General features: G+C 32.7%; 17 protein-coding genes. 8 read left to right on the top strand and 9 right to left on the bottom strand.

Annotated elements, in window-relative coordinates:
* Positions 1-2: 2 nt before the first annotated feature.
* The 3 genes from C0512_RS09410 to C0512_RS09400 are packed head-to-tail and all read right to left on the bottom strand — an operon-like array spanning position 3 to position 4031.
* Entirely contained in the window at positions 3-1334 is a 1332-nt protein-coding gene (locus C0512_RS09410; protein WP_290860901.1) for a glycosyltransferase family 4 protein, read from the bottom strand.
* Positions 1327-3756, bottom strand: a complete 2430-nt coding sequence (locus tag C0512_RS09405; RefSeq protein WP_290860899.1) for a YfhO family protein — start codon at positions 3754-3756, stop codon at positions 1327-1329. Before C0512_RS09405 ends, C0512_RS09410 begins: the two co-directional genes overlap by 8 nt.
* Before the next feature lie 32 nt (positions 3757-3788).
* Positions 3789-4031 (bottom strand): DUF4834 domain-containing protein, encoded by a 243-nt coding sequence (locus tag C0512_RS09400; protein ID WP_290860897.1) that lies wholly within the window; start codon positions 4029-4031, stop codon positions 3789-3791.
* 120 nt (positions 4032-4151) lie between these two features.
* Here C0512_RS09400 and C0512_RS09395 point away from each other — a divergent pair, with 120 nt between their 5' ends.
* Positions 4152-5117 (top strand): transporter, encoded by a 966-nt coding sequence (locus C0512_RS09395; protein WP_290860895.1) that lies wholly within the window; start codon positions 4152-4154, stop codon positions 5115-5117.
* Between the two features lie 4 nt (positions 5118-5121).
* Positions 5122-6240 carry a GTP cyclohydrolase gene (locus C0512_RS09390; protein WP_290860894.1) on the top strand — a complete coding sequence of 373 codons (1119 nt, stop codon included), beginning with the start codon at positions 5122-5124 and terminating at the stop codon, positions 6238-6240.
* Between the two features lie 96 nt (positions 6241-6336).
* Here C0512_RS09390 and C0512_RS09385 read toward each other — a convergent pair whose 3' ends face one another.
* Complete coding sequence (locus C0512_RS09385; protein ID WP_290860892.1) at positions 6337-7596, bottom strand: pyridoxal phosphate-dependent aminotransferase family protein; 1260 nt, start codon at positions 7594-7596, stop codon at positions 6337-6339.
* A gap of 193 nt (positions 7597-7789) precedes the next feature.
* Between C0512_RS09385 and C0512_RS09380 the strand changes: the two genes are divergently transcribed.
* The 6 genes from C0512_RS09380 to C0512_RS09355 all read left to right on the top strand — a co-directional run bounded on the left by C0512_RS09380 (position 7790) and on the right by C0512_RS09355 (position 11057).
* Positions 7790-8554, top strand: coding sequence for an NYN domain-containing protein (locus C0512_RS09380; RefSeq protein ID WP_290860890.1), 765 nt, complete (start codon positions 7790-7792; stop codon positions 8552-8554).
* Positions 8555-8584: 30 nt separating this feature from the next.
* Positions 8585-9310 (top strand): DUF6090 family protein, encoded by a 726-nt coding sequence (locus C0512_RS09375; protein ID WP_290860888.1) that lies wholly within the window; start codon positions 8585-8587, stop codon positions 9308-9310.
* Positions 9311-9888: 578 nt separating this feature from the next.
* A complete protein-coding gene (locus tag C0512_RS09370; RefSeq protein WP_290860887.1) occupies positions 9889-10050 on the top strand; it encodes a lmo0937 family membrane protein in 162 nt (53 codons plus the stop codon).
* Positions 10051-10067: 17 nt separating this feature from the next.
* The gene (locus C0512_RS09365) at positions 10068-10307 is read left to right on the top strand and encodes a YtxH domain-containing protein (protein WP_290860885.1); all 240 of its coding nucleotides are present in this window, start codon (positions 10068-10070) and stop codon (positions 10305-10307) included.
* A 47-nt stretch (positions 10308-10354) separates the two neighbouring features.
* Entirely contained in the window at positions 10355-10696 is a 342-nt protein-coding gene (locus C0512_RS09360; protein ID WP_290860883.1) for a hypothetical protein, read from the top strand.
* Between the two features lie 7 nt (positions 10697-10703).
* A complete protein-coding gene (locus C0512_RS09355; RefSeq protein ID WP_290860881.1) occupies positions 10704-11057 on the top strand; it encodes a hypothetical protein in 354 nt (117 codons plus the stop codon).
* Between the two features lies 1 nt (position 11058).
* Here C0512_RS09355 and C0512_RS09350 read toward each other — a convergent pair whose 3' ends face one another.
* The 5 genes from C0512_RS09350 to C0512_RS09330 all read right to left on the bottom strand — a co-directional run.
* On the bottom strand, positions 11059-11697 hold the full coding sequence (locus C0512_RS09350) for a hemolysin III family protein (RefSeq protein ID WP_290860879.1): 639 nt from the start codon (positions 11695-11697) through the stop codon (positions 11059-11061).
* A gap of 56 nt (positions 11698-11753) precedes the next feature.
* Positions 11754-11957, bottom strand: coding sequence for a helix-turn-helix transcriptional regulator (locus C0512_RS09345; protein WP_290860877.1), 204 nt, complete (start codon positions 11955-11957; stop codon positions 11754-11756).
* 3 nt (positions 11958-11960) lie between these two features.
* The gene (locus C0512_RS09340) at positions 11961-12515 is read right to left on the bottom strand and encodes a DUF2975 domain-containing protein (RefSeq protein WP_290860874.1); all 555 of its coding nucleotides are present in this window, start codon (positions 12513-12515) and stop codon (positions 11961-11963) included.
* Positions 12516-12643: 128 nt separating this feature from the next.
* Entirely contained in the window at positions 12644-14161 is a 1518-nt protein-coding gene (locus tag C0512_RS09335; RefSeq protein ID WP_290860872.1) for a serine hydrolase, read from the bottom strand.
* A gap of 280 nt (positions 14162-14441) precedes the next feature.
* The coding region (locus tag C0512_RS09330; RefSeq protein WP_290860870.1) for a DUF6705 family protein at positions 14442-15064 on the bottom strand (623 nt) is incomplete at its 5' end.

The following is a 15064-nucleotide window of genomic DNA, read 5'->3' as shown; positions in this document are numbered from 1 at the left end:
AACTATGCTTCGTTAATGAAATTAACTAACTGTTGAGTTAGATTTTTTCGGCTGTAATGTTGTAATCCTACCGGATAAACTTTTAAATTACTTTCTTTATAGAGCGAATAATGAGCTAAAATCGTTTTTTTTAATCGCTTTTTTTCATCATAACCGAAAAAAGTTCCGGTATTTGTTTCTTTTAAAATCATTTCAAAATCAGAAGCTTTTGGTCCAATGGCTATAATTGGCCGTTCAGAAACCATATATTCAAACAATTTTCCGGGAATAATGCATCGTGTTTCCTCAGAATCAATTTCAATTAGTAATAAAGCCTGCGATTTACGTTGGTGCATTATTGCTTCCTGGTGTGAAACATAACCTAAATTGTCTACATATTTTGATAATTTAAATTCAGTTATAGAATCTAAAACATCTTGACTAATTTTTCCAATTAGTTTTAACCTGAAATCTGATGCAAAACCAGGCTCTTCTTTGACTAATTCTTTCAAAGCTTTCCAAAGAATTCTTGGATTTCTTTCGGATAAAAACGAACCAATATGTGCTAAGGTGAATTTTTCATCTAACAACGTTTTAGAAACATCTTCAACGTCATAACCATTGGTAATTACGGCAATGGGACGGTTGGTTATTTTTTCAAAATCTATTTTAGTGGATGGACTGGTCACACTTATTTTTGTAGCAGAACAGAGTACTTTCTTTTCTAATATTTTATGTTTCTTTTCTGATTTTTCTGTTAACATCAACTCTTTATGGTAACCAATAGTAGTCCAAGGATCACGAAAATCAGCTATCCATTTTACATTTAATTGCTCTTTAAGTTCTAAACCTATCAAATGCAAACTATGCGGAGGACCACTGGTAATAATGGTTTCTATTTGATGTTCCTGAATATAATTCTTTAGAAATTCAACCGATGGTTTTACCCAAAAAATCCGTGCGTCCGGAATAAACAAATTTCCTCGAATCCATAGTAAAAATTTAGCTACTAATGATTGTTTCTTCTTACTTGGAATTATTCCTGAACTAATTTTCTGTGTGTCTTTTTTTGAAAAAAAAGAGGCCCAACGATAAGGTTCTCTGATTTTCTTTTTGATGATAATTGCTTTTGAAGATACTTCAGCGATTAACTTTTCATCAAGAATCGGATAAGTTGGATTTTCTGGAATATAAACATGGGGTTCATACCCAAAATCCGGTAAATATTTTACAAACTTCAGCCAACGTTGCACGCCGGGTCCACCAGCTGGAGGCCAATAATAGGTTATGATTAGTATTTTTTTAATTTCTGCTGGTTTCCCGTTCAAAATTTCTTTTTCATTTGTGTTAATCAACCTTTTTTTTCTTTGATTCAATATATAAACCACTTAATAAAAGCAACAACATTCCTATCGAACTAAAAAAAGCAATTGAACTTCCTTTTTTAACAATTTCCGGTTCAAATTTAAATTCAATCGTGTGTTTTCCTGCCGGAATTGACAAACCTCTCAAAACAAAATTTGCTCTGAATTCCTTCACCTCTTTTCCATCAATAGTCACTTTCCAACCTTTTGGATAGTAAATTTCAGAAAAAATGGCAACACCATCATTTGCATTTTGAGCTGTATATTTTAAATAATTAGGTTTATATTCTTCTAACTTTATGGTTGCTAAACTATCTTTTATAAAGGCATTATTTTTTGTATTAGAATAAAATTCTTTATGTACTACCGCTATTTTCTTAGTATCCAAGCTATCTAAGGCTTTTATTTCTTTATCCGCTGAATCAACTACCATAATATTTTCAACAAACCAAGCATTTCCATTAGCATCCGGATTTCTTAAAGGAATAGGTTGGCCTTCTTCTGTTGTTTGAATCACATATTTCACGTTTAACATATTCAACACTTGAATATTATTGTTAGCAATTTGGTAATCATACAATTGCTGAATTCGTTGCGGTTTTACAGCACTGTAACCTCCAATAGCTTTATGAAAATAAGAAGTCCTTCCTCCGGCCATTCCTTGTCCCGGTTCAAAAACCTTAAAATTTGGGTCAGTATCTTTTAAAATTTCTAAATCTGCAGGAGTGGGTTGAAAAGGTTCATCTACCTGACGGGCATTTACAAAATCATCCGCATTCACATAATTTTTGTCAATTACATATAAATCTAAAACCATCAGTAACCCTGCTAAAACTACCGCAATGGTTTGGGATAATTTATTTTTGATAAACAACCAAAAAACAGCAAAAACAGTCAATATTAATCCCATTGAACGAAGTAAATCGGATGTATACATTGCTTTTCTATCTTCTTTTAAAGCATCAACAAAAGGTTGACCAATTTCTCCATAAGCCTGTTTGAAATAAGCATCGCTTTCAGTAGAAAAGCTAAACATTCCTTTCACTACAATGAGCAAAGCTAAAATACCCAAAGAAATTGCAGCTGATTTCCAAAGAGCTTGCCATTGTTGTTCTTTCTCTAATTTAAAAAACGAATACAATCCCATAATAGCTAAAACGGGAATACATAATTCCAAAATAACCTGAATGGATGAAACAGCTCTAAACTTATTATATAACGGAAAATAATCAATAAAAAAGTCAGTCATTATTGGAAAATTTTTTCCCCAAGAAAGCATTAATGAAAAAATTGCTCCTGCTAAAAAAGCATATTTCAATTTGCTTTTTTCTGTGAACATGCCCAACACAAAAAGAAAGAAAACAATAGCTCCAATGTATGCCGGAGCAGCAACGCTGGTTTGATCTCCCCAATATACTCGTGATCCATTTGCATAATCTAAAGCTTCATTTTCAGGAGCTCCCATACCAACGAAAAATTCGTATAAATTACTGGTTTCATCCAATTTTTCATTACTGGCTCCACCAAATAATCGAGGGGCTATCAAGTTTAAACTTTCGGCAATTCCATAACTGTATTCGGTGATGTACTCATAGGTCATTCCTGATTTATTCTCTAATTTTTCACCTTCGGGTCCGATGGTCAATTCATTTTTTCCTCGCGTACTAAACTCAGTATATTCAGCTGTTGCCATTAAATTAGTGGCATTAACTCCCAACGCTAAAATTCCCGCAAAGAGGAAAACACCAAAAGCAATTCCAATTGATTTAAAATCTTTTTCTTTTATAAATTGAAAAATATAATATCCCGAAAGTATTAAAAGTAGCAACAACAGATAATAGGTCATCTGAAAGTGATTGGCCTGAATTTCTAATGCAGCGGCAACCATCGTTAATAAACCGCCAACAATAAATCTCTTTTGAAATACTAAAATAACTCCTGCAATTACCATCGGCATATAAGCAATTGCATGGGCTTTTGCATTATGCCCCACGCCAAGAATAATAATAAGATAAGTAGATAATCCAAAGGCCAACGCACCAAAAAAAGCTTTCAGCGGATCAACTTTTAAAACGGATAACAAAACATAGAAACCAAGAAAATATAAAAACAAATAATCGGCCGGACGAGGCAAAAAACGCAAGAAACTATCCAATTTTTTGACATAATTATGTGGATATTGTGCTCCGAGTTGATACGTTGGCATTCCACCAAAAGCTGCATTTGTCCAAAATGGTTCCTCACCGGTTGTTGCTCTAAAGTCATTTTGTTCTTTTGCCATTCCGGTATATTGAACAATATCAGATTGCAAAATCTTTTTCCCTTGTAAAACTGGGTAAAAATAAATTAACGAAATAAGGACAAATCCAAATAAGGATAATAAATGAGGAAGCGATTTTTGAAAATATTTCATATGCTTTTTATAATTTTTAATAAAGAAATTATTTATTCAACTTCTTCATAATCAATATATTCTCCTACTTCTTTTTTAACCTTTGGTTTATCAAAATTAGAAGCGGTTTGTTGGGGTTGATTTTGAGTTTGTTGTTTGAAATTTTGTTCTGCCTTTTGTACCATTTTACGCAATATAATTGGCATTAAAATTCTGGCTATAATTTTAAAGGCATAGTATATCCCTATCAGAATAAGGAGTGTTCTCACAAGCCCCGTAAAAGATGCTGTCTGCATAAGTCAATAATTTTGGTAAAAATAAGAAATACCTTCTTCAAAAATAAACTAACAATCTTAAATAAATAATAAAAAGTCTTATTTTTGGTTTTTATATCTATTCTACTAGAAAGCTTCACTATGAAAAACTTAAAAATCGCCTTCCTTTTTGTCTTTAATTTCTCGGTTAGTTTTGTTATTGCTCAACACACCGACATGATTAATTCAAATAGACCCGGACAATCAATGTCTGCCTTTTCTGTTGGAAAAACGGTGTTCCAAATGGAAACCGGAATCTATGGTTTTAAAGAAGATCACGACGCTGCCCGCTATAATTCTAATGGAATGGGTTTAGACTTAGATTTTAGATATGGTTTATATTTTGAAGAATTAGAAGTGATTGTAAATTCAAAATACCAATATGACAAATATTATTCTCCACTTGTGGATGAAACCCGTAGTGGATTTCGTTCGCTAGTTGTCGGTGCAAAATACCTGCTCTACGATCCGTTTAAAAATTATGAAGAAAAACCAAACATCTACAGTTGGAAGGCCAATCATCGGTTTAAATGGAGACAATTCATTCCTGCAGTTTCTGTTTATGCAGGTGCGAATATTGGGGTTGCCAACGAAGATTATGCCTATCCTGATGAACCAACAGTTAGTCCGAAAGTGATGATTATTGCTCAAAATCATTTTGGTACCAGTTGGGTTTTGGTCACCAATATTTATTATGATAAATTCACTACTGATTATAGTTCGTTGGCATATATATTAACGTTAACTCGAGGATTTAATGAAAAATGGTCCGGTTTTATTGAAAACCAAGGAATTGATGGTGATTATTATTCCGATTCTATACTTAGAGGTGGTGCGGCCTATTTACTTAAATCTAATTTACAAATTGACGGCTCAATCAGTACTAATTTCAAAGATACTCCGTCCATTCTTTATGGTGGAGTCGGTATTTCATGGCGATTTGACGAAAAATACCAACCTATAAAAGTGGAAATAGGCGAAGGTGCAGAAAAAAGAGCCGGTTCAAAAAAGAAAAAAGACAAACAAAAGAAAGAAGCTAAAAAACGAGTTGACGAAGTTGAAGGATAAGCATATGATAACTATAGTTGAAGCCATTTCAAAAAAGAGTTTAACCGATTACGTTAAATTTCCGTTTTCTTTATATAAAAATCATCCCTATTGGATTCCTCCCTTAATTGATGACGAATTAGAAACTTTTGACAAAGTGAAAAATCCGGCTTTTGATAATGCCGAAGCATATTTTTATTTGGCTTATCGCGACAATAAAATTGTTGGTAGAATCTCGGCAATTATCAATTGGGAAGAAGTAAATAACCAGCAAAAAAAGAAAGTTCGATTTGGTTGGTGGGATGTAATAGACGATATCGAAGTAACCAAAGCTCTCTTGGAAAAAGTGTATGAACTCGGTAGAAAAAACAAGTTGGAATATGTAGAAGGTCCAATGGGTTTTTCAAATCTTGATAAAGTAGGCGTTTTAACCGAAGGATTCAATCGAATGGGGTCTATGATAACTTGGTATAATTATCCCTATTACAAAGACCATTTAGAGCAACTTGGCTTCGTTCGGGAAAAAGAGTATTTTGAAAGTGTTTTTTCTTTTTCAGATGTAAAGCCGGAAACTTTTGCAAAAGCAAGTGATTTGATTGAAAAAAGATATAGTCTGAAAACAGTTACGTTTACTAAAACCAAAGATATTATTCCCTATGTGGATAAAATGTTTGATTTATTCAATACCAGTTATGCGAAGCTGGCCTCCTTTGTGGCAGTTTCTGACAGACAAAAAGAGTATTTTAAAAAGAAATACATCCCATTTATAAATCCTGAATATATTCTGTTTATTTTGGATAAAAATGATAAAATGGTTGCTTTCAGTATTGTCATGCCGGGTTTCTCAGAAGCTTTGCAAAAAGCAAATGGACGTTTGTTCCCTTTTGGGTTTTATCATTTATTAAAAGCCAAAAAACACAGCAAAGAGGTTTTGTTCTATTTAATCGGAATCGAACAGGAATATCTTAACAAAGGACTTACCTCAATTATTTTCAGAGAATACTATACTGTTTTTAAACAAAAAGGAATAGAAATTTGCAATCGAACTCCTGAATTAGAAGAAAATAATGCCATCCATAATCTTTGGAAAAATTTCAATTCTCACATAGACCGAAAAAGAAGAACTTACCGAAAAGATTTATAAAAACAAAAACCACTTCCTTTTAAGAAGTGGTTCTCTTTATACACTATTATCTTTCTCATGGATATAGCTTAAAGCATAAAGCTTATAGCTTTTACATTAAGAAACATCAACCTTAGTCGCATCTGCAATCTTTTTATAGGTTCCATTCACTAATTTTTCACGAATAGCTTCAAAAGCAGTCAATGTTCTATCAATATCTGCTATTGAATGAGACGACGTAGGAATCATTCGCAACAAAATTATTCCTTTTGGTATAACGGGATAAATAACGATAGAAAGAAAAATACCGTAGTTTTCTCTTAAATCATTAACCATAACCATTGCTTCCGGTACACTTCCTTCTAAATAAACCGGCGTTACGCAAGTATTTGTGTCACCAATATTGAAGTTTCTGGCTCGTAAACCTGATTGCAATGCATTCACGTTTTCCCACAATTTATCTTTTAACTCCGGGTGATTACGTAACAATTCCAAACGTTTCAAAGCTCCAACTGTTTGAATCATTGGTAATGCTTTGGCAAACATTTGCGAACGTAAATTGTATTTTAAATAATCGATAATGTCTTTATCTGCAGCAATGAATGCTCCGATACTTGCCATTGATTTTGCAAACGTAGAGAAATACACATCAATTCCATCCTGACAACCTTGCTCCTCACCTGCTCCGGCTCCTGTTTTTCCAAGTGTACCAAAACCATGTGCATCGTCAACTAACAAACGGAAATTGTATTTTTCTTTGAAAGCAACAATTTCTTTCAACTTACCTTGTTGACCACGCATTCCAAATACTCCTTCGGTAATAAATAGAATTCCTCCTCCTGTTTCTTCAGCCATTTTAGTAGCACGTTGAAGGTTTTTCTCCATACTTTCCAAATCGTTGTGACGATAAGTAAATCGTTTTCCCATATGTAAACGAACGCCATCAATAATACAAGCGTGTGCATCAACGTCATAAACGATAATGTCATTTTTAGTAACCAATGCATCAATAGTTGACATGATTCCTTGGTATCCGAAGTTCAACAAATAAGCTGATTCTTTCTTAACAAAAGCAGCTAATTCATTCTCCAATTGCTCGTGTGCATTCGTGTGACCGCTCATCATTCGGGCTCCCATCGGATAGGCTGCACCATATTGAATTGCTGCATCAATATCTGCTTGACGTACTTCCGGGTGATTAGCTAACCCTAAATAATCATTCAAACTCCAGTTTAAAATATCTTTTCCTTGAAACTGCATATGAGGTCCCAATTCGCCTTCTAATTTTGGGAAAACAAAATAACCTTCTGCTTGTGAAGCCCATTTTCCTAACGGACCTTTATTGTTTTGAATTCTCTCGAATAAATCTTTAACCATGATAAATTAATGTATTTAATTTGGTGTGTAAAAACGCGACAAAAGTAAACATTTCTATAATTATTTCATACTATTTTTAGTTGCGAAATTACAAGATTTGTAAAACGGAGTGTTTTACTTCTCAACTTACTACCAATATGTGGATAAAATGAGGTATTTTAACTATATTTGAACTAGAAAAATAGAAATATTCATGAGCCAACGAGATAAAGATGATTTAAAACTGGCCGTATTAATTGATGCTGACAATGTTCCCTTCAGCAATGTTAAGGGAATGATGGAAGAAATTGCAAAATACGGAACCCCTACCACAAAAAGAATTTATGGTGATTGGACAAAATTACCAGACAAAGGTTGGAAAAGTGTTTTGCTCGAAAATGCAATCACTCCAATTCAGCAATATGGCTACACCACCGGAAAAAATGCAACCGATTCTGCTATGATTATCGATGCCATGGATATTCTATATTCTGATAAAGTTGATGGTTTTTGCATCGTTTCCAGCGATAGTGATTTTACAAGATTAGCCACTCGACTTAGAGAATCAGGTATGAAAGTAATTGGCATCGGCGAGAAGAAAACACCTAACCCATTTATTGTTGCGTGTGATCGGTTTATCTTTATTGAAGTTATTGAAGGTGCCAAAAAGAAAAAAGTAGTATCTGCTACTGCTACTCCTGATGATAAGAAAAAAGACGAAAAAGCATTATCTAAAATTGATGTAGACACTATTGACATCATCGAATCCAGTATTGAAGACATTGCAGAAGATGATGGTTGGGCTTTCTTAGGTGACGTAGGTAACCTTATCGTAAAAAAGAAACCCGAATTTGATCCTCGAAACTACGGTTTTTCAAAACTAACTCCACTTATGAAATCGTTGACTCATTTATTGGAAATACACGAACGCGAATCAGACAAAAAAGGAATTAAACATGTTTATGTTCGGTTGAAATAAACTTAATTTTTCATTTTAAAATCGTCATAAATGCTCAAATTCTTTCGAAACATTCGATATAAATTTATTGAAGAAGGTAGATTCATTAATTACTTAAAATATGCCATTGGTGAAATATTTTTAGTTGTAATTGGAATTTTAATTGCTGTTTCAATTAACAATTGGAATGAAAACAGAAAACAACAGCAACTTTTTCTAACGATTCTAAAAAACATTGAAGATGACATGAAAAGTGACACTTTAGTATTCTATCAAACAAAAGATAATTTCAGAAAAGGTGACAGTATTTTCAAAAGAATTTTAGACAACAAAATGACTCGTGAAGATTATATCAACTGCGAAAGATGTGCAAACATTATAAACGCTCATGCTCCATTAAACTTTAAATCAAAAGGGTTTGAAATGCTGAAAGGATATGTTGACAATCAAAACGAAACAAAAGATTCTTTAGCCTCAGATATTTTGATGTTTTACAGCCAAGTTACGGACTTAAGTCAAATTATCAATGAACATATCAAAAACGATGTTTCCGGTAATTTAAAATATTCTAAAGAAAATCATGCTTGGTTTTATCTGAATCACGAACAAAGAATTAAAAACGAAGATTTTTTAAACTATGTGGTAAACAGTACAGATTTTAAAAATCGAGTAGCAATGCAACGCATTTTAGTCGTTAAAAATTTAAAATCTATTTTAGACACTTTTAATAAGAACGCAAAAATTCTATTACCCAGAATTGAAGCTCGCTTAAATTAAATTCTACAAAATTTCACTTCTTCGCATCAAAATGGTACCAATCGGGAATTACCAAGTTGATGTACTATAACAGTTGTATCCATTTTTACATTATGAAGGTGAAAAAATGAGCATACTCATGCCTTTCGTTCCTAACAACTTCAAATTAAAAAACGAAAAAAAACTGAAATATGGGAATCTTGTAACTTATCAAAAAAGTTGTGTAACTCTATTTAATGGTTTATAATCGACCTTTGTGAGGTAATCAATAGGTAAAATAATTCACCTTAATTAAAGGAAAAAACTTTACTATAAATTAAATATATAAAACAAAAATAATAGAAATGAAAATTAGTATTAGCTTATCTAACTAAGTAAACTTAGCCACTGAAAAGTTAAAATGATGTAATGTTATCTCACGTATTGGTAAAACCATGAAAAAACAAAAGACGAACTTTCATCTATTCTTACATCATTTAATTTTCTATCTATAAAGGAAATGTCAAAAAATACAACAGTATTTTAAGAACATATTTTTTGACACTTCCTTTTAAAAATTTAGTATAAACAAATATTAATAACTTTTAAATTCTATCAAAATGAGCAATTTATTATACTATGTAGCCGTAATTTTAATCATTATGTGGGCAATCGGTTTTTTTGCATACGGAACCACAGGTATCATTCACATCCTTTTAGTTATCGCATTAATTGCGGTGATTCTTAGAGTAATTCGAGGAGGAAATAACAGTAATTTATAACATAAATAATTTTTATCATGAAAAATAATCAAGTAATTTTAGGTGTATTAGGTGGTTTAGCTGCCGGAGCTCTTTTAGGTATTTTATTTGCTCCTCAAAAAGGATCAAAAACTAGAAAAATGATTTTGAACAAAGGCGAAGATTATGCCGGTGAATTAAAAAGCAAATTTGATTCCTTGTATGACAACGTTACTAACAAATATAATGGTGTCATCAAAGACGCTGAAGAGTATGTTTCCAAAAACGTAGAAGTTTAATACAAAGCTTAAACAAACAGCAACTCCAATTTTAAATACAAAAAACAATGAATAGTCCGGAAAGAACCATCGAATCGCTTTTTGAAAAAGCTGAAGATTATAGCAAAACTTCAATAGAATTGCTAAAACTCAATGCCATCGACAAAACAGCCGATGTGGTATCCTCCCTAATCACGCGAATGACCCTATTTGCTGTAACAACACTTTTCATTTTTGTAATTACCATTGGAGTTGCTCTTTGGATAGGTGAACTTTTAGGAAAAACTTATTTAGGCTTTTTCGTCATGGGTGGAGTTCACATTACAATTGCTCTTCTTATTTACACTTTTCGTAGAGAATGGATAGAAAAACCAATACGTCAATTCATCATTTTTGGACTTTATGAATAATAGCATCATGAAAAATAAAACTGAAATAGAACCCATTAAAGCCAAAATTGAACTCCTAAAAGCCAAACAGGCAGCGGAGTTCATTGCTTTTAAAGAACAACTCCAAGTAACTTACATGAGTTTAAAACCATTAAACCTCATTAAAAGTACCCTGGCTGAAGTAACTTCTTCTCCCGATATCCGAAACCACTTAATTCAAGGAGTAGTCGGAATTGCAGGTGGTTATCTAAGTAAAAAATTATTAATCGGTGCTTCAAGCAACTGGTTTAAACAAATTGCCGGAACATTAGTTCAGTTTTTTATCACTAAAAAAATTGTTCAAAAAGAAGAGGAAATCTTAGGCGAAACTGAATTGGAATAAACTACCCTATTGCTATCCAAACGGCAACAAAATGGGCTATCGTTCCCAACAATACAAAAATGTGCCAAATAGCATGATAATACAATTTGTTGTCCTTAACATAAAAATAAACCCCAAGCGTATAACTCAATCCGCCAATCATAATCCATAGAAAGACTAAAAATGGCATTGAATCAATCAACGGGTCAATAACAAATACAATCATCCAACCTAAAGCTAAATAAAGTAAAACCGAAACAAACTTAAAACGTTTCGTGAAAAACAGTTTAAAAACAACTCCTGCCGCCACAATACACCACATCACTCCCAAAAAAAGCATTGCAAGGTCCGGCTTCAAATACTTAGCCATCAATGGAGTATAAGTCCCCGCTATCAAAAAATAAATACTGATATGATCCCCAATTTGCAGCAAATCTTTTGCCCGTTGGGTTTTAGTAGCATGATAAAACGTTGAAAAAGTATATACCAACAACATCCCAAATCCGAAAACAAGCACCGAAATAAACATTGTCAAATCGTGCTGCTCATAAGTGATTTTCAACAGAAATGGCATCGCCACCAAACAAAAAGCAACCCCAATAGCATGGGTTAAAGCATTATAAAATTCTTCTCTCGGAGTTTGTATTCGTTTCGTTTTCATAACAACAAATTTAAGGATAAACTATCCTTTTTGCTATCAAATTTTAGGTCAAATAACTACTTCGTATATTCTAACAAATCACCCGGTTGACAATCTAAAACTTTACAAATAGCTTCAAGTGTGCTGAATCGTATTGCTTTTGCCTTCCCTGTTTTCAATATCGATAGGTTAGCCAATGTCAAATCAACCTTTTCCGAAAGCTCATTTAATGACATTTTTCGTTTTGCCATCATAACATCAAGATTTACAATTATTGGCATAGCTTAAACAGTTAATTCGTTTTCCTCTTGAATCTCAATTCCCCGCTTAAAAATCTGGGCAACCACATAAAGCACGACACTCATAAACAGCCACACATCTGCACCTCCAATACTTAACTGATGAATGTCTGGCATGATTACGCCTTGTTCAACAAACCATGCGGAATATTTCACACCCCAATAGCAAAACAGCCCGATTCCAAAAGACAAATAAGATAAATTAAAAATTAAACGCCCTAAATCCTTATTGAAAGGCTGCAACATATTTAATTTATCTTCATGCAAAATTTTAACAAGCAAATAAAGTAATATCGCTTTCAAAACCGCTACAATACTCATCAGTAGTGTCTCAACTAAAAAATAACCCGGATTATAATTGTAAAGACTTGACAAATCAATTTGCTGCCAAAAATGTTGAGCTCCAATTGGGTCATAGAGCAACGTAAAAAGTGAATTAAAAATAATTCCTCCTGCCTCAATACAAACACCAATAAATAATATCCATGAAATAACATATAAGACTTTCAAGATATGTTTTGTACTAACTTTAATTTCCATAATAATTCGATTTTAAAAATTATGGTACAAACATACTAAATATTTATTGATAAACAATAAATATTTATTATTTTAAGATGTATTAATCTTTCACCCAACTATTCCAAAACACCGCTAACAGCAACCCTTTATTTATCAATTCTTCTCAAATCTAAATCTTGAAAGTCAAAACTAAAGTCAATATTTGGTGAAATACCTTTCATCTTAATAGATTCTGCCTTGCCTGTCTCATCTAATGAAAACATAGCTAAGGCATCACAATTCATGGCTTGGTATTCCCATTTTACAGCAAAACTATTTGCGTTGTAAAAAGCCATCGGTCCGTTTAATTTTGGAGAACGATAACATTTAATCCATAATTGCTTATCTTTTTCAAATACTTCCACTTTTCCAAACCATTTGTCTTCATAAACCCCAATAAAATCTTCGTTTTTAATTTGGATATTTTTGGCAGATTCAACTTTTTCCCAAACCTTTTTGGTCACATCATCACCTTTGTCCTTACTCTCTTTCATCCATTCAACAATTTTATCTGTCCATCCAAAATCATCTAAACCAAGATAACTGTCAGAAATGCTGTTAGTAACCGATGTAAAAAGTCCTGCCCCTCCATTTTCAGTATTAGTCAAAACAACAATACCTAAATTTAAATCCGGATACATCGTCACAATAGATAACATTCCGGGTAAACCCCCCGTGTGCGATACTTTCATATTCCCTTTCACATCTGATAGTTCCCACCCTAAACCATAACCGCGAAAATGTGAATTATACCTTGGGTTCGAACTGGCTTCTTCAACGGTGTGAATTCGCCACATTTCTTTATGATTTTTTAAACTGAATAAGGACTTTTTTAAATCATTTCCATACATGCCTTTATTCAATCGAACAATCATCCATTTTGACATATCGGCAACATTAGAATATATTCCGCCGGCAGCACTTCCCATGCCTATATCATAACTGTCAATTGTTTTTATAGTTCCTGACTCTGACGAATAAGCGGCTGAAAGATTGCTTTTATCTTTCAGTAAACTACCCACAAACAATTCAAAACTCATCCCGCTTGCTCTCGCAATCACTTCTCCTGCCACTATATACAACAAGTTATCATAATCAAACTTTGTTCGAAAAGCAGAAACAGGTTTAAAATGTTGAAAACTGCTAACAACATCTTGAATAGTAAAATTTGAACCATCAGGAAAAAACATCAAATCACCAACGCCTAATCCAAGCCCGCTTCGATGCGTTAATAAATCTTGAATATTGAAATTCTCAGTCACATAATCGGTATACATTTTAAATTCCGGAATATGGTCTTTCACTTTATCAGTCCATTTTAGTTTTCCCTCTTCCTCTAAAATGGCAAGAGCAGTGGCTGTAAAAGCTTTAGTATTTGAAGCTATCTGAAAATTAGTGTTTTCATTTACCATTTTTTTGCTATTGATATCCGCCATGCCATAACCTCTTGAATGAATCACTTTTCCATCTTTCACCACCGCAACAGCAACGCCTGCCACTTTAAATTTCACCAAAGCATCAGTAACCAAAGAATCAATTTTTTGGGAAGAAATTTGAGCAACGGTTGTTGTCGATACTAAACAAACTAAAAACAGTGTGGTTAAAATTGTTGTTATTTTTTTCATCTTTTTTCTTATTTAAAATATCATTTTGTTGTCTTGCCGCTAACGGAAGTTAGTCTAAAAACACTCTCCCTAACTGATTATAATTAATCATAAAGTAAATATAGTAGTTTTCAGCATACTAAAAAACAAACCTCGCTTAGATAGCACTAAACGAGGTTATTTTTTATAATTATTTTAAAAACTTAGTTCTTTAATGAAGTTGTGCAACAACTACGCACAGCAAGGAATTAAGATTTTATTCTTAACTTTAACTAGATGATAAATTTGTATATCCAAACACCTATTCTTTCAACAATATGTATTCGCCTGATGGTACTAATGGAGCAATTGTCGGTGGCTCAGTTCCTTCAATATAACTTCTGTTTCCTGATTTTTGAGGTGTAACATAAATTTTTAAAGATTCTGAACCATCCTCTAACGAAACCATTTTTCGAATTATTAAAGTTGCAGAACCACTCTTATCTGGATTTACTATACTTAAAGACAACCTCAATTCTCCAGCGAAACAATCATTGCAAATTGGTCTATTGTTGTTTTTTTTCAAAACATAACCCGAAATGAAATGCATTATTTGATTTGGATATACTACGGAGACATTGTCTAAGGTATTTCCTAATTCAACCCCATTTTCATCAATGTATTGATAGCCGCCGATTATTAAGTCTTGATAATAACGAGAATTGTATTGCATTTCTTTTTTTATTAAAATTAATTTGAATCGTTGGTTTCCATTTTGATAAACGTATGTTCCTTCAAATTTGTTAAGTAACCCATTTACATCTTTATAGTATGCTCCACTATTTCTTCCGTCATAATCACTATAAATATCTATAATTGGTGTTTGAGTATAGCCTTTAAAATAAAAGGTGATGAGAAGTATTATTATTAATTTTTTCATATCTA

The organism is Flavobacterium sp. (assembly GCF_013822155.1).
Classification (GTDB): domain Bacteria; phylum Bacteroidota; class Bacteroidia; order Flavobacteriales; family Flavobacteriaceae; genus Flavobacterium.
The sequence above is the reverse complement of the archived record's forward strand: the minus strand, read 5'-3'. Positions and strand labels throughout refer to the sequence as shown.

What these genes read in the sequence shown, in the direction of transcription:
- C0512_RS09405 (WP_290860899.1), bottom strand. Translation starts at nt 3,756, where the DNA reads ATGAAATATTTTCAAAAATCGCTTCCTCATTTATTATCCTTATTTGGA.
- C0512_RS09400 (WP_290860897.1), bottom strand. Translation starts at nt 4,031, where the DNA reads ATGCAGACAGCATCTTTTACGGGGCTTGTGAGAACACTCCTTATTCTG.
- C0512_RS09395 (WP_290860895.1), top strand. Translation starts at nt 4,152, where the DNA reads ATGAAAAACTTAAAAATCGCCTTCCTTTTTGTCTTTAATTTCTCGGTT.
- C0512_RS09390 (WP_290860894.1), top strand. Translation starts at nt 5,122, where the DNA reads ATGATAACTATAGTTGAAGCCATTTCAAAAAAGAGTTTAACCGATTAC.
- C0512_RS09385 (WP_290860892.1), bottom strand. Translation starts at nt 7,596, where the DNA reads ATGGTTAAAGATTTATTCGAGAGAATTCAAAACAATAAAGGTCCGTTA.
- C0512_RS09380 (WP_290860890.1), top strand. Translation starts at nt 7,790, where the DNA reads ATGAGCCAACGAGATAAAGATGATTTAAAACTGGCCGTATTAATTGAT.
- C0512_RS09375 (WP_290860888.1), top strand. Translation starts at nt 8,585, where the DNA reads ATGCTCAAATTCTTTCGAAACATTCGATATAAATTTATTGAAGAAGGT.
- C0512_RS09370 (WP_290860887.1), top strand. Translation starts at nt 9,889, where the DNA reads ATGAGCAATTTATTATACTATGTAGCCGTAATTTTAATCATTATGTGG.
- C0512_RS09365 (WP_290860885.1), top strand. Translation starts at nt 10,068, where the DNA reads ATGAAAAATAATCAAGTAATTTTAGGTGTATTAGGTGGTTTAGCTGCC.
- C0512_RS09360 (WP_290860883.1), top strand. Translation starts at nt 10,355, where the DNA reads ATGAATAGTCCGGAAAGAACCATCGAATCGCTTTTTGAAAAAGCTGAA.
- C0512_RS09355 (WP_290860881.1), top strand. Translation starts at nt 10,704, where the DNA reads ATGAAAAATAAAACTGAAATAGAACCCATTAAAGCCAAAATTGAACTC.
- C0512_RS09350 (WP_290860879.1), bottom strand. Translation starts at nt 11,697, where the DNA reads ATGAAAACGAAACGAATACAAACTCCGAGAGAAGAATTTTATAATGCT.
- C0512_RS09345 (WP_290860877.1), bottom strand. Translation starts at nt 11,957, where the DNA reads ATGCCAATAATTGTAAATCTTGATGTTATGATGGCAAAACGAAAAATG.
- C0512_RS09340 (WP_290860874.1), bottom strand. Translation starts at nt 12,515, where the DNA reads ATGGAAATTAAAGTTAGTACAAAACATATCTTGAAAGTCTTATATGTT.
- C0512_RS09335 (WP_290860872.1), bottom strand. Translation starts at nt 14,161, where the DNA reads ATGAAAAAAATAACAACAATTTTAACCACACTGTTTTTAGTTTGTTTA.